Here is an 18,925-nt window from a genome sequence, read left to right on the forward strand (position 1 = left end):
TGATTTATGCACTAGTAAACATAGGAATAAGCATATTGATTAGTATTATTTTTATATTTGCGGCAATTGTTCTTCAAAAAAATCCACCGACCGATATTAATGCGGCATATGGTTATCGTACGAAACGATCTATGAAAAATAAGGAATTATGGGGTGCGGGTAACAGGTATAGTGCAGAAGTGATGAAGCAAAATGGATTCATCATGATGTTAATTGGAAGTGTTATTAGTATACTGTTTAGATACTCCCATACAACGTTAGCTATAATGATCTTTATGCTAGTACTAATCATTCGCTTATTCATACGAGTAGAAAAAAGATTGAAGGCACTTGAGCAATAATGAAAAATAGGACTTCACGCAATATAATGCTAGGAGTCCTATTTTATTTATAAACTATTATTTTCTAGTAAGTCTTTTCCTTGTTCAACAACAAATTCATAGTATGCAAGATCATATGGATAAATATCATCAAAAGTTATCGTTATCGGTTTATTGCTCAAAACAGAAGTAGCTGTAAAAGATGAAATTTCACTATTTAATAGTTGTAGAAAAGAAGTTGCATGTATTTTCATCACATCGTCTACTTCTTCACCTGGTGCGAATGGAAGTGGATTGATGACATTGTGAAAATACATATGACAAAATTCACGATCAGTAAGATTTGAAATTTCATAATCTATTTTAAAGATTCCTTTGTATACTAAATCAGTAGTTTGAAAGGAAAGCCCCAATTCTTCTTCGATTTCACGAAGACCACCAATTTGTACATCTTCATCATGCATAATATGTCCAGCTGAAGTAATATCCCATATAAGTGGAGCTTCTTTTTTATTTTTAGAGCGTAATTGGAAATATAAGAATATATCTTTAGCATCTTTTTCTACAAACCAACAATGAAATGTTTCGTGCCAATCACCGTCACGATGCACTTCATCCCGTAATTTCTTCCCAAGTGTATTTCTTTCAGAATCAAATATTGTTAACCACTCTGTCATTTTAATTCCCCTTTCTGCAAATTTTATTATACAATATTCGTATTGAATTTTGGGAAAATAAAGAAAAAGGGGCGATTATAAGTGGAGATAGAGCGTATGGAAATAAAATCGATTATTTCAACAGAGGAAGAGTTACGGAAAATATTGGGGAAACCAAGTGAGCGAGCATTGAAAAAAGTTATTTCATCATTAGACCACCATTGTGTAGATTTCCTTTCTAAATCTCCTTTTCTAGTATTATCTACTGCAAATAAGTTGGGGGAGTGTGACGCCTCGCCGAGAGGAGACGCACCTGGATTTGTATACGTACTCAATAATAATAAAATTATCATTCCAGAAAGGCCAGGAAATCGTCGTATAGACTTTATTTTGAATATTATTTCAAATCCACGTGTAGGACTAATCTTTTTTATTCCAGGTCTTGGGGAGACACTTAGAATAAATGGCCGAGCGTATATTACAAACGATGAAGAAATTTTGAAAGAAATGCAGGCGAATGGACGTAATCCGTTGCTTGGAATTGTTGTTGAAATAGAAGAGTGTTACATTCATTGTGCAAAAGCGTTTATTCGTTCGAAGATGTGGGATCCAGAATCTTGGTTACATAAAAAAGAGTTACCTTCAGCAGCAAAAATGTTGTTAGAGCATGCGAAAGTGAATGCTTCAGAAGAAGATGTTGCACGTTCTTTAGAAGAAAGTTATACAAAAAGATTGTATTAAAAATTTTATTGATATAATTTTGTAAGGTGAGTATGTACGGGTTTTAGAATGGGGATTTATCCCGCATTAACGGGCAGTAACACCCCTACCTCAAAAGTCAGCGAAAGCAAAGAAGTTAGGTGGGGATCAACTGCCCGTAAAAGCCCGATTGGTGAAGGCTAATAATCAGTGGGGATGAACAAAATCCCCACTGATTAAAGTTTCACTTTATATATGAACCGTTGATTTATAAACTGGAGAAATGACAAAATAGGTAAATTGAGTGGCAGTTGCATAATGCTATTGTGAAATATAATAAAAAATTATTTTGAAAATAGTTAGTAAAAATAGGCTTGCTTTTTAAAAATTTGATAACTATAATAAGTTAACAAATAGACATGAACGAAAAAGTAATGATAAGGACACGAAATCATTTTTACGGTTTACAGAGAGGGAAGCCAAGGGTGTGAGCTTCCTAACACGAGAAATGATTTTACCACCTTTGAACTTCAATAGTGAACGAGTAATCTAGTAATTATTGGCGGTATCAGCCGTTATCTGAACTTGAGCAATCTAGAAGGAGATACGTCTAGATTGGAACAAGGGTGGAACCACGAAAACACATTCGTCCCTTTCCTAGGGATGAGTGTGTTTTTTATGGTATAAGAGATTGAAAATTTGAAATAATTAAAAATAGTATTGATTTTGTTTTTTATGCGAGTATAATGAGTTAACAAATAAACATGAACGAAAAAGTAATGATAAGGACACGAAATCATTTTTACGGTTTACAGAGAGGGAAGCCAAGGGTGTGAGCTTCCTAACACGAGAAATGATTTTACCACCTTTGAACTTCAATAGTGAACGAGTAATCTAGTAATTATTGGCGGTATCAGCCGTTATCTGAACTTGAGCAATCTAGGAGAAAATACGTCTAGATTGGAACAAGGGTGGAACCACGAAAACACATTCGTCCCTTTCCTAGGGATGGGTGTGTTTTTTTACTTTGAAAGGAGGTGCGGTAATATGAAACGATTTATAAGTACGGAAATAACCACCACCTGCATGACAAAAAAGCAGAGTAAGGTGATTTATAGATGTAATAATTAAACTTTTAGGAGGAGATTAGAAGATGAATAACGTTATAAATGTTGGGGTATTAGGTTTAGGTACGGTCGGAAGTGGTGTTGTTCATATTTTGAAAGAACATTATAAAAAAATCGCACTTGATACAGGATACGAAGTGAAAGTGAAAACAGTCGTTGTACGTGATTTGGAAAAAGAACGCGATGTTTGTATTGACGGGATTGCAGTAACAAGTCATGCAGATGAAGTTCTAAATGATTCAAATATTGATATTGTAGTAGAGGTAATGGGCGGAATTGAAGAAGCAAAACAGCATATTGTTAAGGCTTTACGAAATAAAAAACATGTCGTAACAGCAAATAAAGATTTAATGGCTGTATATGGTGCAGAGCTTCTTCAACTGGCGAACGATAATGATTGTGATTTATGTTACGAAGCGAGTGTAGCGGGCGGTATTCCAGTGTTAAGAGGACTAACTGATGGGCTAGCATCAGATCAAATTGAAAAAATAATGGGAATTGTAAATGGTACAACAAATTATATGTTAACAAAAATGAGTCAAAATGGATGGTCTTATGAAGAGGCTTTACAGGAAGCACAAAAATTAGGCTTTGCAGAATCGGATCCGACAGCAGATGTAGATGGACTAGATGCGGCGAGAAAGGTAGCAATTCTTGCAAACTTAGGTTTTTCGATGAATGTTTCATTAGATGATGTGCAAGTAAGAGGGATTCGAAAGGTCGAAAAAGAAGATTTACAAATGGCTGAAAAGTTAGGATTTACTATGAAGTTAATTGGTAAGGCTGAAAAACAAGGACCAGCCATTCATTTAAGTGTAGAACCGACGCTTTTACCGAGCCAGCATCCATTATCAAATGTGAATAATGAATTTAATGCGGTGTATGTCCATGGCCAAGCGGTAGGAGAAGTGATGTTTTATGGACCCGGAGCTGGGAAGTTACCGACTGGTTCTGCTGTAGTAAGTGATATTATTTCAATCGTTAAAAATATGAATCAAGTTCCGAAAAATAAAAGTGCGTTAAAAGAACCAGTTCCTTATGAATTACAAGGTGATGAAGAAGTAGTTTCGAAATATTTCTTACGCATTTCATTACAAGATGAGCCTGGGATGTTACAAAAAATAACAGAATGTTTCGTTAATTATTCTGTAAGTTTAAAAGAGGTTATTCAATTACCTTTAAACCGTGAACTGGCAGAAGTCGTTGTTGTGACACATCGAACTTCCAAGTATCAATTTGAACGAGTTTTAGAAGCGATAGAAGCTGTCGCAAGTGAAATAAACAGTTACTACATTATTGAGGAGGAAAAACAATATGTATAAAGGACTATTAAAACAATATGCGTCTTATTTACCGGTGAATGAAAATACACCTGATGTCAGCTTAATGGAAGGAAACACACCACTTATTCCATTATTAAATATATCAAAACAATTAGGGATTCAGCTATATGGTAAGTACGAAGGAGCGAATCCGACAGGTTCTTTTAAAGATCGTGGTATGGTCATGGCAGTTGCTAAGGCGAAAGAAGAAGGTTCAGAAGCAATCATTTGTGCATCAACAGGTAATACATCAGCATCAGCTGCAGCATATGCGGCACGTCTTGGGATGAAATGCATTATCGTAATACCGGAAGGAAAGATTGCACATGGAAAATTAGCGCAAGCGGTCGCTTATGGAGCTGAAATTATTTCAATAGAAGGGAATTTCGATGATGCGCTTAAGGCTGTAAGAAATATTGCTGCAGAAGAGCCGATTACGTTAGTAAACTCAGTAAATCCTTATCGAATTGAAGGGCAAAAAACAGCAGCGTTTGAAATTTGTGACCAATTGCAAAATGCACCAGATGTTCTAGCTATCCCTGTTGGGAATGCAGGGAATATTACAGCGTATTGGAAAGGCTTCTGTGAATATGAGAAAGAAAAAGGTTATAAAAAGCCAAGAATTCATGGCTTTGAAGCGGAAGGAGCAGCTGCAATTGTAAAAGGACATGTAATTGAAGAGCCTGAAACAATTGCAACAGCGATTCGCATCGGTAACCCAGCAAGTTGGTCGTATGCAGTAGAGGCTGCCGAGCAGTCTCGTGGTGAAATAGATATGGTATCAGATGAAGAAATTTTACATGCGTATAGGTTATTAGCAAAAACTGAAGGAGTTTTCGCTGAACCAGGATCAAATGCTTCATTAGCCGGCGTAATTAAACATGTTCAATCTGGGAAAATCAAAAAGGGAGAAACAGTTGTTGCGGTATTAACTGGAAATGGTTTGAAGGATCCTGATATCGCTATTTCTTCAAATCAACTAGACATCGCAAGTGTGTCAAATGATATAGAACAAATTAAAGATCATATTAAAGGGGTGATTATGTCGTGATACCATTTAGCGTTCGTGTCCCTGCTAGTACGGCGAATGTTGGTCCTGGATTTGATTCAGTTGGAATAGCTTTGTCATTGTATTTAGGTGTGGTGGTTAAAGAAAAAGCTGATAAATGGCAAGTAATCCATTCCTTTGAAGAATCAATTCCGACAGACGATAAAAATTTAATCGTTAGCACGGCATGTAAAGTATGTCCTTCTATATCACCCCATATAATAGAAGTTACTAGTAATATCCCATTAACGAGAGGGCTAGGAAGTAGTGCATCAGCGATTGTAGCTGGGATAGAGCTTGCGAATCAACTAGGCAATTTGAACTTAACTGCTGATCAAAAAGTTCAAATTGCTACAAATTTTGAAGGACATCCTGATAATGTTGCTGCTTCTATATTAGGTGGAACTGTAATTGGAGCACTTGATGGAAAGGATGTTTCCGTCGTAAGAATTGAGAGCAAGGAATTGGGTGTAATTTCTCTCATTCCGAATGCAGAATTAAATACAGATGAAAGTCGATCTGTATTACCAAAGATGTTTCCGTTTCATGAGGCAGTTAAAGCTAGTGCGATAAGTAACGTATTAGTAGCTGCATTATGTCAAAAGCGGTGGGAAGTTGTAGGTGAAATGATGGAGAGAGACCATTTTCACGAACCATATCGTTTAGAACTCGTACCATTATTACCATCTATTCGTAAATGCGCAAAAGAATTTGGTGCGTACGGCACAGCACTTAGTGGTGCGGGGCCATCTATTTTTATATTAACGCCATATGAGAAGCGTCAAGAAATCGCTGAGCAATTAGCGAGAGTATTTACAGATATGAAAGTATGTGAGCTTGAAATCGACCATAAAGGTATTATTGTAAATAAGGAAGAGCATATTGGAACGTAAAGAAAGCTGGCATGGCTAGCTTTCTTTACGTTGCAAACCTATTTTAAATTAGGTTTTTTCGGAAAAATATAAAACAAATGTTGATTTTGAATAATGTAAGTAAAGAGTGCATTCATTTTGGAGGTGATTAAATGAATAAAGAGTCACCAGAAGAAAAAAGAGAGCGTATGAGACAAAGTGAATTAAAAAGTAATCCTACGGGTTCTTTACGTGACGGACTCAATAGAGCGGAAACGGGTAGTCCAGTTGATATAGCAGGCGGTATGAATTGGAAAGGTACAGGAATAATCATTTTAGTACTACTTTTAGGATACATTGTATACACTTATTTTTTCAGTTGAAGAATGCTTGTTAAAATTTTGATTTGTTTAGTTTCATAATTGTTGAGAAAAAATGTAGTTACTGTATTACATATCTTCTAAGCGAATTATAGTTGTTCATATCAACTTTTAATACTCCAAACAGAGCTAGCAAAATGCTAGCTCTATTATTTTTTGCCACATTCCTGTAACAAAGCATCTGTATATTCATTGGTGGAGGTGCAGAGGATGAAAAAAACGATAGCGATATGTCTTCTTACAACTATGTCGTTTTCGACTTTAGTCGGTTGTGACGTAAAAGGTAGTAATGCTGTACAAGAGTCTAAAATAAAGAAAGCGACGTATAAAGATTTTACTTATGATGTAAATCCAGAAACATTCACATTAACTGTAGAACATGAGGGGGCAAAGGAACAGGCATCACAACCCCTACCGAAAATGAAGGTATCGAATGTAAAAAAAGAAAAGGATCGTACATCGTGGGAATATCCAGATCAAAAAGTAAAAATAAAATTAGAAAAGAAAAAAGACCACTTAAACATTGAAGTGGAATCGACTGGTGCAGAAAGCTTTACATGGCCGAAAGTAGAAGCTGAAAATTATACACTTCCGTTATGGGAGGGTAAGCAAATTCCGAGCAATGATGAGAATTGGAAGAAGTTTTTAAAGGATGATGCATATTCATTTGCTGAATCATTTTCTATGAAGTTTTTCGCATTAAATGGTTCGAAATATTCAATTGTATATATTGCAACGAATATGTTTAATAATGAATTGAAATTTCATTCGGATCCGAAAATAGGATTTGATTTTACACATGAATTTCCGAGCATAAATAAAAATAAAACATATGGATTTCAATTATATGTGACAAATAATGATGCGGTAAGCATTGCTAAACTGTATAAGGATGATATTGTTCGAAAAGGTGAATTTAAAACATTACAAGAAAAGGCTAGAAAAAATAAAGAAATCGAAAAGTTATATGGAGCGGCGCATTTTTATTTTTGGAATCAAAATGGTTTATTAGAAAATAATATAAATTGGCCAAAACTAAGGGAGCAAATAAATAGCCCGCTGTTTAGTCATATAAAAGAACTTATTCAAAAGAATAGTTCCGAGCCTGGGGAACTGAATGTATTGGATCAAGTAAGTAAACAAGATTTCATTGATAAGTATCAAAAAAATGTTATTTTACGTTATATAAACGAAGTATTATCGATGAAGGAATTTTATAAAGAGGATATTTTTCAAAACGTTAATCAGGAAGCTAGTGTGCTATTAAAGAAAGGTGTAGGTCACTTAACGAATACAGAATTGTATAGCTTAAATAAGCATTTATTAAAGTCGCTACTTGGTGATGCGGTTGAAGAGGTAAGTAAATGGGGTAATGCAGATGGAACGGATATATTAAAGGAAATGAAAGAGGCAGGAATAGAAAAAGCGTGGATTGGTCTGCCGAACTGGGAACAAGGATTTATGCAACCTAATTTCGTAACAAAAGCTAAGGAAATGGGGTATTTAGTTGGTCCGTATGATTCGTATCATTCCATTCACGAAAAAAGTGATAAAAATTGGAACACAGCATCCTTTAATGACCCGTCATTATACGAAGAGGCTACTGTAACGAAGAAAAACGGAGAAAAGGTGCAAGGCTTTTTAGGAAGAGGTCGCAAGTTAAACCCGACTTTATCGCTGCCTAGTGTAAAGGAACGCATGAATGATATATTACAAAATGGTCCTAAATATAATTCATGGTTTATTGATTGTGATGCGACAGGTGAAATTTACGATGACTATTCAGCGAAACATATAACGACGCAAGAGCAAGATTTAAAAGCACGTTTAAAACGAATGGACTACATTGCGCAAGAAAAGGGTATGGTCGTTGGTTCTGAAGGCGGAAATGATTTTGCTAGTAGTACGATTGCATTTGCACATGGAATTGAAACACCTGTTATTAAATGGGACGATGAAGATATGCGGAAAAATAAAACAAGTCCGTATTATGTCGGTGGATATTGGTCACCAAATCAAAATGTGCCTGAAAAATATGCAAAACAAGTACCATTGAAAGAAGAATATAAACAAGTATATTTAAACCCAGTATATTCGGTACCATTATATAAATTAGTATACAATGATTCCGTTATTACAACACATCATTGGGAATGGGGAAGTTTAAAGGCAAAAGATGAAGTTGGAAATCGAATGCTGTCTGAATTATTGTATAATGTTCCTCCGTTGTACCATTTAGATGAAGTAGAGTGGAATAAGCATAAAAAAGAAATTACAGAGCATCTAAAAGTTTGGAATGAAGTTCATGAAAAAGCAGTAAAAGAAGAGATGACGAATTTTGCGTATTTGTCAGAAGATAAGCTAGTACAATCTGTTTCTTATGGAAAAGATATTAAAATCATTGTGAACTTCTCAAATGAAGACATGGAAGTAGAAAAAACAAAAATAAAAGCAAAGTCGGCTTACATTGATAATCAGGGGAAGAAAAGCGTGTATACGCCGTTTGAGAAATAATAACGTCAAATATACTGTATTCATAGAGATTTTATAATTAGCTGGATTCTTTATTCATATCGTTTGTTAAGAAAAAGACATCCTAATTTAAAATGAAAGAGTTAATAAATTTGTAAATTTATATGTTGCGAAGTGCTAAATTTTTGAAATTGGTAAATAGTGACTTGCCAAAAATAAGTACGAGAGTATAATGTGAAATGGAATACGTATTGGGTTTAAGTAGTAACCTTACAAAATTGTAAGGTTAGTGAAAGGAAATTCAATATGAAGATAAATAGACTTACATTATACTTGGTAAAGAGAAAGAGAGGCGAATGGGTATGAGCTCTGAATTAGAACAAAATACGAGAAGTAATAAAAAGCGTTCTAAAAGAAAGTCAATAAAATGGTTCATATTAATTCCATTTTTCCTACTTATTTTTGGAGGAGTAGGATATGGCTCGTTTATATATAATAAAGCAAAAGCTGTTGTAAATGATGCGTATGCAAAAATTGATAAGTCATCAAAGCGTGATAAAGAAGTCGAACCTTTAAAGGATAATATTTCAATATTAATCATGGGTGTAGATGGAAGTGAAATGAGAAAAAGCCAATATGGCGAAGCAGTTCGAACAGATGCACTTTTATTAGCAACAATTAATAAAGATGATAAGTCTGTTAAGCTAGTAAGTATTCCACGTGATTCACGTGTTTACATTCCAACTAGAAAAAAATTAGATAAAATTACTCATGCTCACGTATTTGGTGGCGTAGAAAGCACACGCGATACGGTGGAAAGATTTTTGAATGTACCTGTTGATTATTATGTGAAGTTTAACTTTGAATCATTCGTACAAATTGTCGATTCAATTGGTGGTATTGATATTGATGTACCAGTTACTTTCACTGAACAAGATAGTAAAGACCAAGCTGGTATGATCCATTTAGAAAAAGGTTACCAACATTTAAATGGAGAACAAGCTCTTGCACTTGCAAGAACGCGTAAAATTGATAGTGACGCAATGCGTGGACAGAGACAGCAACTTGTAATAGAAGCAATTGCTAAAAAAGCGATGTCTGTTCAATCAATTAGCAAAATGGGCTCTTTACTAGATGCGGTTGATAAAAACATGAAAACGAACTTAACATTTGACGATATGCTTGCTATTACAAAAAATATGGCAGGATCTAATTTGGAAATGGAAAAAATGCAAATAGAAGGTACAGATAAACGTATCGGTGGTATTTATTATTACATTCCAAATGAAAAAAATGTAAAAGATATTTCCAAAAAATTAAATGATCATTTAGGTGTAACGCCAAAATCAGTCCGAAACGAATAATAAAAAAAGATTGGCTTTTGCCAATCTTTTTTTTGGAATGTATTTGTAACTTTTCTGTAACGATTTTTTAGTTTAGAAAAATTATACTCATATGTATGAGTATAATGGATAGGTAAAAAAGTAAAAGGACATATTCAAAATTTGTGGTAAGGAAAGATATCATATGCAGAAATGGTTAAGCATGATGGGAATTATCTTTATATTGACTGGATGTAAAATGTCTGAAGCTCCAACAAGTCTAATGGAAGCTCCTACAAATGAAAAATGGATTAATGAATTAAAGGAACAAATTGATAAAGATTTACCTGTTAATTATCGCTTACTTACTCCAATGTCTAACAAAGATAAACAGATGATTTGGTCAATGAATTTTAAACAAGATAATAAGAAAGAAGCCATCTTATTTTATAAATTGCCGAATGAAGATCATAGCGTATATTTAGCCGTATATGAAGAAATCGGAAATGGCTGGAGAATAAAGTCCACACATAAATTTGATGGAGGAGATGTAGATATCGTTGAAGTCGGTGATTTTACAGGGAACGGGAAGAGAGAGTTGTTAATCGGAATCTCTGTAAATCGTGAATCGTTAGAACATGTTATGTATGTTTTTTCGGAAGAAAATGAAGAGATGAAGGAAATATATAATCGAAGTTATACGAAGTTATTCATAGAGGATCTAAATGAAAATGGACTGAAAGATATAAGCCTTGTTACATTTGAAAAAGATGAGAAGCTGACAGTTGAGTTCATGGAACAATTTAAGACTTTATCTGAAGTGTCATACGATCCATTTATAAATAGTATTCAAAGAATACAAATGGGTCGTATATCTAAATCACTAAAGGCGGTAGTAATTGATACAGGAGTTGGCGCTCATTCAGGTATAACTTATGTAGCAAAATTTGATCAGGATCATTATGAAGTATTGCCTATAGATGGGAAAGAAGATTTATTTAATGAATATGTTGTAGAAAGTAAAGATGTTAATGAAGACGGCATTATTGAATTTGTTCGTACTGTACGTCCAAAAGGTTGGGAAGATAAATCACATGGTGATAGTCCGCTTTTTGAACGTTACATACAGTGGAGTGAATCTGGAATTAAACCAATTGAAGAACGATATATAGATATAGAAAAAGGATATTATGTGAAAATTCCTAAAGAGTTAATAGGGAAAATTACAATACCAGATCAGCAAAAAGAATCAAATTCTCAAAAGTTTTTGGATACAAGAACAAATGAAATATGGCTTGAAGTTCATATTTTTAAGCGGAAAGAATGGTTCAATATAAAAGGCTACAGCGCAGCAATTAAAACAGCTTCTCACGTATATGCAGTACCGAAGCAATCGAAATTTGAAAAAGTGAAAGCATATATAAAACCGCTAGCGGATTATCAACAAGAGTAGGAGGTGGGAATTATGTCAAAAATTTTAGTTTTAGAAGATGAATTAACAATCCGTAGCTTTATTGTTTTAAATTTAAAACGTGCTGGATTTTATGTAATAGAAGCTACTACTGGAGAAGAAGCGTTACAGATTTTGAGTGAACAAACTGTTGATATAGCACTGCTGGATGTTATGTTACCGGGAATTGATGGTTTAGAAGTTTGTAAGGTTATCAGGAAAAAAAATGAAAAAATGGGTATTATTATGTTAACCGCACGTGTACAAGATGAAGATAAGGTGCAAGGACTAGGAATAGGTGCAGATGATTATATTGCAAAACCGTTTAGTCCAGTAGTATTAACTGCACGTATACAGTCTTTATTAAGAAGAATAGAAGTACATGAAGAAAAAACGAATATTGTTACGTCAGGTCCATTTTCGTTAAATATTATAGAAGAAAGATTGTATAAAGATGGACAATTAGTCGATTTAACACCTACAGAGTATATGATATTACAGTATTTAATGAATCAGGCTTCAAAGCCAGTTTCGCGTGATGAAATTTTAAATATGATTTGGGGAACTAATTACGTAGGTGAAACGAAAGTAGTAGATGTAAATATGAGACGGTTACGTCAAAAAATAGAATGTAATCCATCAGAACCTGAATTTATTCTTACGGTGTGGGGAAAAGGATATGTGTGGAAGGAAAGTATAAGATGAAACGGAAAGTGACTCTATATTTTATGACGGTCATTACACTTATGCTTGTATTATTTGAAGTTGTATTTTCAGTCTCAATTTATCGATACTATTATAATGGTATTGTGCAATATATAGAGTCTCATGCGAAAACGAGTACACGTTTTTTTTCAGAATACAATTCACTATACTTTATTCGATTACAAGAATATAGTGGTGACATAATTAGTAGCTTTCAATTAGAAGGAACAGAATTACAGTTAATTGATCGTCACGGCTCGGTTATACAATCTTCAATTGGTGAAAAGGTAGAAGATAAAGTGAATATTCCACAATCATTATTAGAAGGTGAAATGTATAATCAAGTTACTACGAAAGGTAATAAAAAACAACTAGAGGTGCTAAGCCCACTTATACATCAAGGACAAACTATTGGTGTTTTAAAATATACGACTGTTTTAACAAATGTAAATAAAAAGATTATTGAAATCATTACGTTTACTATTTCTGTAGGTATTGTTATTTCGGGAGTTGCCTTCTTAATTAGTAGACGTTTGGCAAATTCATTTGTTGAGCCAATTGAATCCATTATTCAAGCCTCTTCACAAATTGCAGAAGGCACATTAAAGCAAAAAATTAAAGAAGATTATCCTGGAGAATTAGGTGACTTGGCACATAGTTTAAATTATATGGCCTATAAAATAGATAAGGCTGAGCAGATGAAAAATGAATTCATTGCTTCTATTTCGCACGAAATACGAACGCCTTTAACAGGAATTAAAGGTTGGAGTGAGACGTTAAAAACAGTAGATCATTTAACAGAAGAAGAAATAAAGCAAGGTATGGGCATTATTTCAGGTGAGACAGATAGGTTAATTCATTTAGTAGAAGAATTGCTAGATTTTTCAAGATTACAATCAAATCATTTTAATTTATATAAACAAAAGGTGCAATTGTACGATATACTAGAGGAGACGATTTGGCAATTAACTCCTAAATCGGAAGAGAAGGAAATTCAATTTATTACTACTATAGATCGAATTGAATTGATGGGAGATCGAAATAGGCTAAAGCAAGTTTTCTTGAATATTGTTCAAAATGCAATTAAGTATTCACATGAAAAAAGTACAATACACATTGAAGCGACTAAAATAGAAGGACAAGCAGTGATTAAGGTAAGAGACGAAGGGATTGGAATTGCTAAAGAACATTTACCATATATTGAGCAATCATTTTACCAAATTAATAATCATGCTGCAGGTGCAGGTATTGGTTTAGCTATCGTTAAAAAAATGGTAGACCTTCATGGCGGTGCGCTTAGTGTTACAAGCAAAGAAGGAATAGGAACAACAATTTTGATAAAACTCCCATTATAATACAAATAAAATCTATTTATATGGTGAAATAAAAATAAATAGATGTATAATTATATTGGGCGATTTATATATAAGATTAATAGGGAGAGGAATTCGATAGAATGGAAAAAGCTTTAAAAATTAAACAAATAGTAGTCGTTTTAATAGCGATTGCCGCAGTAGCTATTGGGTATTACATGTTTCAATCAATTACTTCACCAGCAAAAGCTGTTGCGAAACAAGAAAATGTAGTGCAGCTTGCAAGTGAACAGCCGAAAGTTGAAATGAATAAAACGGCACCAAGTCGTTTTAATGGAAAAGAAAGAAAAGTTGCTTATCTTACATTTGACGATGGGCCAGGGAAATATACGGCTGAATTATTAAATACGCTAAAACAACATGATGCGAAGGCGACGTTCTTTTTAATTGGAGCGAATGTAAAAGAATTTCCTGATTTAGTGAAACGTGAAAATGCTGAGGGTCATTATGTAGGCATGCATAGTATGACACATAATTTCGCAAAGTTATATAAAAATGGCGAGTATGTAAATGAGATGAAAGAAGATCAAGGTTTAATCGCTAATATTATTGGGAAATCACCTAAATTAACACGTCCTCCATATGGTTCGATGCCTGGATTAAATGAAGGTCTTCGAAATAAAGTGGTAGAAGGCGGATTTAAAGTATGGGATTGGACAATTGATTCATTAGATTGGAAATACAATAAAATGCCAGTTGATGCAGCTGCAGCACAAATTGCTCAAAATGTATTAACAAACGCAACAAAACCACAAGAAGTAATTTTAATGCATGATATTCACCCGCAATCAGTTGCTGCTGTGCCAGCAATTTTAAAAGGGCTAAAAGAAAAAGGTTATGAGTTCGAAGCTTATCATGAAGAAAGTCACTTCCCAGTGAACTTCTGGCATGATAACCGTATGTAATGGAGGAATGAACGTTGAAGTATGGAAAAGTAGCAGTAGTTGGAGCATTATCAGTAGGACTTTTAACAGGTTGTTTCGGTGAAAAGCCAGAAGAAAATCTATATACAGCTTTTGAAACAGCAGCAACACAAGAAAAATCTTTAGTGGATGAAGCAAAAAAATTAGAGCAGTTAGAGAAACAAGGGCAAGAATTATATGCTCAAATTTTGCAAGAAGGTAAAGATCATAATGAAGCAGTTGTGAAGAAAATAGAGCAAGCTACTGCAAATGTAGATGATCGTGAAAAAGTATTGAAAAGTGAGAAAGAAATGCTAGAAAAAGCACAGAAGGAAACGAAATCTGTTCAAAGTAATATAGAGAAGATTGAAGATAAGAAGTTACAAAAACAAGCAAAAGCAGTAGAAGAGTCGTATAAGAATCGTTATGATGCATTCCAAAAGATGAATGAAAATTACACGAAAGTGTTAGCGACTGAAAAAGAACTGTATGAAAAATTAAAAGTAAAAGAAACGAAATTAAAAGAAATCGGTGAAAAAGTTAAAACTGTTAATGAATTAAATGTGGAAGCACAAAAGTCGAAAGAGCAGTTTAACAAATTTACAAAAGAGTATAATGACAGTAAATTAGCATTCTACAAAGATGCAGAAATTAAGATTAAAGATCAGAAATAAAGAAGAATCTAAAGTGTAATAAAAAGCCGGAGAAACATCGTTATAAATGTTTTTTCGGTTTTTTACGTTAAATGAATAGAAAAGACTGGAATTGATATCATAAAAGAGTTATAGTGAGTTATTCTAAGGGAAACATTGTAAAGTAAGGAGAATGGGAATATGTCATATGAATTTTTACTCAAATTAGGTTTAGCACTCTTTTTAGGATTATTCATCGGGATAGATAGGCAGCTAAAGAATAAACCACTGGGTGTGAAAACAAGTATGGTTATTTCTGTAGCAAGTTGTTTAATTACGATGGTTTCAATTGAATCTGTGCATGTATATTCTGTTCCAGGACATACAAATATGGATCCGATGCGACTGGCCGCTCAAATTGTTAGTGGAATTGGTTTTCTTGGCGCAGGTGTCATTTTACGAAGAAGTAATGACGTTATTTCTGGATTAACAACAGCTTCTATGGTGTGGGCTGCTTCAGCTTTAGGGATCGCAATTGGTGCAGGATTTTATTTACAAGCGACAGTTGCTATGGTTTTAATTATTTTAGCGATTAATGTACTTCCGCAACTTGTGAAAATTGCAGGACCGTATTCATTAAGACAAAAGGATTTATCTATAAAAATTACTGTTAAAGAGCATCATGAGTTAGATGGTATATTTAAGCAAATTAAAAATTTAGGCATGCATGTGAAACGCGTGAAAATTAAAGATATAGATAGTGGAGCATTTCAGCAACTGGAGATGGTTATTTTAGCTCCAGAAGATTTATATACAACAGAGTTATATAGTTCCCTGAAAGAGATTGATCGAGTAGTTTCAGTTGAAGTGGAAAGTAGATAATTGTGATAAAAAAGAGTGAAGTTCAAATTCACTCTTTTTTATTTGGATTTTTAAGGAATGAAATTGATATAATGATGAGTAATAAGGGGGGAGAAATGATGGGAATACATATTAGAAGAGCAATAAAGGATGATATACCAGGTATAGCAAAGGTGCATGTTGATAGTTGGAAGACAGCGTATAAAGGGATATTTGCTGACGAAATTCTAGATAATATAGCATATGAGAAACGAGAAAAACAATGGGAAGATATTTTTCAAAAAGAAGGTAATCATCAATTTAGATTTGTAGCAGAGAATTTAAATGGAGAAATAGTTGGATTCATCGATGGGGGAGTAGAAAGAACTGGTACATATAATTGTGATGGAGAATTATATGCAATCTACCTTTTACAACAGTATCAAGGAATGAAAATAGGACAAAAGTTATTTCAAGCGTTACTATCAGAATGTGTAAAGAATGATATGCAATCACTTTTAGTTTGGGTTGTTACGAATAATCCTTCTAAAAAGTTTTATGAAAAATTTAACCCAGAAAAAATTGATACAAAATTTTTAGAGCGATTACAGGTAGAAGAGACAGCATATTGCTGGAGAGATATAAATAATATTATTATGTAAACTTTATGTTTGAAAGAGGTATACCAATTAAGGTATACCTCTTTTGTTTAACCATTTTGGATAGATTACTAATGAAAAATAGTAAGTATGTAGTTTGAAGCTGAGTATTTTTTTTGTGTATTTTTAACTAGATTAAAGAAAAGGGGGAAAACAAGGAAAATTAAATCAGATAAAAAAATTCTGAAATATACTCTTGAATTGAATATTATTATCAATTAGAATCATAATTGATAACGACATTCAATTATCGTTTATTATATAAAATTTCGATAGCTTTAATATAAAGAGGAGGACCAACATGCAGCTTGCGAAACAAATCGCAGAACATGCAACATTACAAAGCTTTTTAAACTGTTATTTAAGAGAAACAGGGAGTGGAGAATGGATTACAGAGGATGAAAGAATGAAAAGTATCTTCAGTAATACGTTGAATAGAGATACAGTCCCCACATATTTATGTTGTCGGCTATCGGCACAGAACGTTACTTTGTATGGAGAAGTTATATATAAATCATCAACAGATCGCCATTTGTTTGGAGAACAATTTTATTATCAAATTGGAGATAGTAATTCCGTTATTACAGCAGATTACGTTACAGTTATTACGTTTTTAATAAAAGAGATGTCGATCAACTACGGAGAAGGAACGAATCCTGCGGAACTTATGCTTCGAGTTATCCGCAGTTGTCAAAATATTGAGGAATTTACAAAAGAGAGAATAGAAGATACATCCGCATTATACGGTTTCCATACAACTTTTATAGAAGCGGAGCAGTCTTTATTATTTGGGCATTTAACTCATCCTACACCAAAGAGTAGACAGGGGATATTGGATTGGAAAAGTGCAATGTATTCTCCAGAATTAAAAGGGGAATGTCAGCTTCATTATTTTCGGGCACATAAAAGTATAGTAAATGAAAAATCATTATTATCAGATTCTACAACAACGATTATAAAAGAAGAATTAAGTAATGATGAGATGGTTAGTAAGGAATTTATAGCGAAGTACTGTAAGGAAGATCAATATGCATTAATTCCAATTCATCCGCTTCAGGCAGAATGGCTCTTGCATCAAGCTTACGTACAAGATTGGATAATTCAAGAATTGCTTGAGTATATTGGTCCTGTAGGTAAGTATTATATGGCAACATCATCACTAAGGACGCTATATCATCCCAATTCGAAGTATATGCTTAAGTTTTCATTTCCGGTGAAAGTAACGAATTCAATGCGTATTAATAAACTGAAAGAACTTGAGAGTGGTCTTGAAGGGAAGGAAATGTTAAATACGGCTATTGGTGAAGTACGAGAAAGATTTCCAGGATTTGATTTTATTTGTGATCCAGCCTTTATTACATTAAATTATGGAACACAAGAATCTGGATTTGAAGTGATTATTCGTGAGAATCCTTTTTATAGTGAACATGCAAACGACGCAACATTAATTGCTGGGCTAGTTCAAGACGCTATACCTGGGGAGCGTACGCGGTTATCGAATATTATTCATCGCCTAGCAGATTTAGAAAGTAAAAGCTGTGAAGAAGTAAGCTTAGAGTGGTTTAGACGATATATGAATATTTCTTTAAAGCCAATGGTATGGATGTATTTACAGTATGGTGTTGCATTAGAAGCTCATCAGCAAAATAGCGTTGTTCAGCTAAAAGATGGTTATCCGGTCAAATATTATTTCCGTGATAATCAAGGATTTTATTTCTGTAATTCAATGAAAGAGATGCTTAATAATGAATTAGCTGGTATTGGAGAACGTACTGGAAATTTATATGACGACTATATTGTGGATGAGAGATTTCGTTACTACTTAATTTTCAATCATATGTTTGGCCTCATTAATGGTTTTGGCACAGCAGGATTAATTAAGGAGGAAATTCTTCTCTCGGAATTAAGGTCTGTACTTGAATCATTCCTTCCATATAACCGGGAACCTTCTACATTTTTAAGAGAATTATTGGACGAAGATAAGTTAGCGTGTAAAGCAAATTTACTAACGAGATTTTTCGATGTCGATGAGTTAAGTAATCCATTGGAGCAAGCTATTTATGTGCAAGTACATAATCCACTCGTTAGAGAAGTGGCTGTTCGTTCATAAATAACGTTAAAATTTCACGTAATACAAATAATGGTATTTTGTCATAAGGTGGAGGGT

At 33.8% G+C, this 18,925-nt stretch carries 17 protein-coding genes and 2 other annotated features; of the genes, 16 read left to right on the forward strand and 1 reads right to left on the reverse strand.

From position 1 onward, the window contains the following. Positions 1 to 2: 2 nt before the first annotated feature. Complete coding sequence (locus BHV55_RS09900; protein ID WP_048568924.1) at positions 3 to 341, forward strand: SdpI family protein; 339 nt, start codon at positions 3 to 5, stop codon at positions 339 to 341. 47 nt (positions 342 to 388) lie between these two features. Here BHV55_RS09900 and BHV55_RS09905 read toward each other — a convergent pair whose 3' ends face one another. Then, positions 389 to 997 carry an NUDIX hydrolase gene (locus BHV55_RS09905; RefSeq protein WP_048568911.1) on the reverse strand — a complete coding sequence of 203 codons (609 nt, stop codon included), beginning with the start codon at positions 995 to 997 and terminating at the stop codon, positions 389 to 391. Positions 998 to 1,078: 81 nt separating this feature from the next. Here BHV55_RS09905 and BHV55_RS09910 point away from each other — a divergent pair, with 81 nt between their 5' ends. The 15 genes from BHV55_RS09910 to BHV55_RS09980 all read left to right on the forward strand — a co-directional run bounded on the left by BHV55_RS09910 (position 1,079) and on the right by BHV55_RS09980 (position 18,868). Next, complete coding sequence (locus BHV55_RS09910; protein ID WP_070757543.1) at positions 1,079 to 1,717, forward strand: pyridoxamine 5'-phosphate oxidase family protein; 639 nt, start codon at positions 1,079 to 1,081, stop codon at positions 1,715 to 1,717. Positions 1,718 to 2,100: 383 nt separating this feature from the next. Beyond that, positions 2,101 to 2,332: a binding site (T-box leader), on the forward strand. 113 nt (positions 2,333 to 2,445) lie between these two features. Beyond that, positions 2,446 to 2,677, forward strand: a binding site (T-box leader). Positions 2,678 to 2,828: 151 nt separating this feature from the next. Continuing rightward, a complete protein-coding gene (locus tag BHV55_RS09915; RefSeq protein ID WP_001066899.1) occupies positions 2,829 to 4,124 on the forward strand; it encodes a homoserine dehydrogenase in 1,296 nt (431 codons plus the stop codon). Beyond that, positions 4,117 to 5,175, forward strand: coding sequence for a threonine synthase (gene thrC / locus BHV55_RS09920; RefSeq protein ID WP_000276439.1), 1,059 nt, complete (start codon positions 4,117 to 4,119; stop codon positions 5,173 to 5,175). The genes BHV55_RS09915 and thrC overlap by 8 nt, the downstream gene beginning before the upstream one ends. Further along, positions 5,172 to 6,065: a homoserine kinase gene (gene thrB / locus BHV55_RS09925; RefSeq protein ID WP_070757541.1), complete on the forward strand. Its 894-nt coding sequence runs from the start codon at positions 5,172 to 5,174 to the stop codon at positions 6,063 to 6,065. Before thrC ends, thrB begins: the two co-directional genes overlap by 4 nt. Before the next feature lie 131 nt (positions 6,066 to 6,196). Next, the gene (locus BHV55_RS09930; protein ID WP_001031483.1) at positions 6,197 to 6,406 is read left to right on the forward strand and encodes a DUF6366 family protein; all 210 of its coding nucleotides are present in this window, start codon (positions 6,197 to 6,199) and stop codon (positions 6,404 to 6,406) included. Between the two features lie 207 nt (positions 6,407 to 6,613). Then, positions 6,614 to 8,917 (forward strand): glycoside hydrolase, encoded by a 2,304-nt coding sequence (locus BHV55_RS09935; protein WP_000750825.1) that lies wholly within the window; start codon positions 6,614 to 6,616, stop codon positions 8,915 to 8,917. A 320-nt stretch (positions 8,918 to 9,237) separates the two neighbouring features. Further along, a complete protein-coding gene (locus tag BHV55_RS09940; protein ID WP_001987131.1) occupies positions 9,238 to 10,239 on the forward strand; it encodes an LCP family protein in 1,002 nt (333 codons plus the stop codon). 163 nt (positions 10,240 to 10,402) lie between these two features. Next, positions 10,403 to 11,650 (forward strand): hypothetical protein, encoded by a 1,248-nt coding sequence (locus BHV55_RS09945; RefSeq protein ID WP_070757540.1) that lies wholly within the window; start codon positions 10,403 to 10,405, stop codon positions 11,648 to 11,650. 12 nt (positions 11,651 to 11,662) lie between these two features. Then, positions 11,663 to 12,352, forward strand: a complete 690-nt coding sequence (locus tag BHV55_RS09950) for a response regulator transcription factor (RefSeq protein ID WP_070757538.1) — start codon at positions 11,663 to 11,665, stop codon at positions 12,350 to 12,352. Next, a complete protein-coding gene (locus BHV55_RS09955; RefSeq protein WP_048568915.1) occupies positions 12,349 to 13,707 on the forward strand; it encodes a sensor histidine kinase in 1,359 nt (452 codons plus the stop codon). Before BHV55_RS09950 ends, BHV55_RS09955 begins: the two co-directional genes overlap by 4 nt. A 101-nt stretch (positions 13,708 to 13,808) precedes the next feature. Then, on the forward strand, positions 13,809 to 14,630 hold the full coding sequence (locus tag BHV55_RS09960; RefSeq protein WP_000409482.1) for a peptidoglycan-N-acetylglucosamine deacetylase: 822 nt from the start codon (positions 13,809 to 13,811) through the stop codon (positions 14,628 to 14,630). Between the two features lie 14 nt (positions 14,631 to 14,644). Beyond that, positions 14,645 to 15,301 carry a YkyA family protein gene (locus BHV55_RS09965; RefSeq protein ID WP_000873565.1) on the forward strand — a complete coding sequence of 219 codons (657 nt, stop codon included), beginning with the start codon at positions 14,645 to 14,647 and terminating at the stop codon, positions 15,299 to 15,301. A 159-nt stretch (positions 15,302 to 15,460) separates the two neighbouring features. Next, positions 15,461 to 16,141, forward strand: coding sequence for an MgtC/SapB family protein (locus tag BHV55_RS09970; protein WP_000119510.1), 681 nt, complete (start codon positions 15,461 to 15,463; stop codon positions 16,139 to 16,141). Between the two features lie 95 nt (positions 16,142 to 16,236). Next, positions 16,237 to 16,761, forward strand: coding sequence for a GNAT family N-acetyltransferase (locus BHV55_RS09975; RefSeq protein WP_025966232.1), 525 nt, complete (start codon positions 16,237 to 16,239; stop codon positions 16,759 to 16,761). Between the two features lie 298 nt (positions 16,762 to 17,059). Continuing rightward, a complete protein-coding gene (locus BHV55_RS09980; protein ID WP_070757536.1) occupies positions 17,060 to 18,868 on the forward strand; it encodes an IucA/IucC family protein in 1,809 nt (602 codons plus the stop codon). Positions 18,869 to 18,925 lie beyond the last annotated feature (57 nt).

This window comes from Bacillus sp. RZ2MS9 (assembly GCF_001816185.2).
Classification (GTDB): Bacteria; Bacillota; Bacilli; order Bacillales; family Bacillaceae_G; genus Bacillus_A; species Bacillus_A cereus.

Bases quoted from the DNA above. Each gene is read 5' to 3' on its own strand.
- thrC (WP_000276439.1), top strand. From the start codon at position 4,117: ATGTATAAAGGACTATTAAAACAATATGCGTCTTATTTACCGGTGAAT.
- BHV55_RS09915 (WP_001066899.1), top strand. From the start codon at position 2,829: ATGAATAACGTTATAAATGTTGGGGTATTAGGTTTAGGTACGGTCGGA.
- BHV55_RS09935 (WP_000750825.1), top strand. From the start codon at position 6,614: ATGAAAAAAACGATAGCGATATGTCTTCTTACAACTATGTCGTTTTCG.
- BHV55_RS09960 (WP_000409482.1), top strand. From the start codon at position 13,809: ATGGAAAAAGCTTTAAAAATTAAACAAATAGTAGTCGTTTTAATAGCG.
- BHV55_RS09970 (WP_000119510.1), top strand. From the start codon at position 15,461: ATGTCATATGAATTTTTACTCAAATTAGGTTTAGCACTCTTTTTAGGA.
- BHV55_RS09955 (WP_048568915.1), top strand. From the start codon at position 12,349: ATGAAACGGAAAGTGACTCTATATTTTATGACGGTCATTACACTTATG.
- BHV55_RS09980 (WP_070757536.1), top strand. From the start codon at position 17,060: ATGCAGCTTGCGAAACAAATCGCAGAACATGCAACATTACAAAGCTTT.
- BHV55_RS09945 (WP_070757540.1), top strand. From the start codon at position 10,403: ATGCAGAAATGGTTAAGCATGATGGGAATTATCTTTATATTGACTGGA.
- BHV55_RS09930 (WP_001031483.1), top strand. From the start codon at position 6,197: ATGAATAAAGAGTCACCAGAAGAAAAAAGAGAGCGTATGAGACAAAGT.
- BHV55_RS09950 (WP_070757538.1), top strand. From the start codon at position 11,663: ATGTCAAAAATTTTAGTTTTAGAAGATGAATTAACAATCCGTAGCTTT.
- BHV55_RS09905 (WP_048568911.1), bottom strand. From the start codon at position 997: ATGACAGAGTGGTTAACAATATTTGATTCTGAAAGAAATACACTTGGG.
- BHV55_RS09940 (WP_001987131.1), top strand. From the start codon at position 9,238: ATGAGCTCTGAATTAGAACAAAATACGAGAAGTAATAAAAAGCGTTCT.
- BHV55_RS09975 (WP_025966232.1), top strand. From the start codon at position 16,237: ATGATGGGAATACATATTAGAAGAGCAATAAAGGATGATATACCAGGT.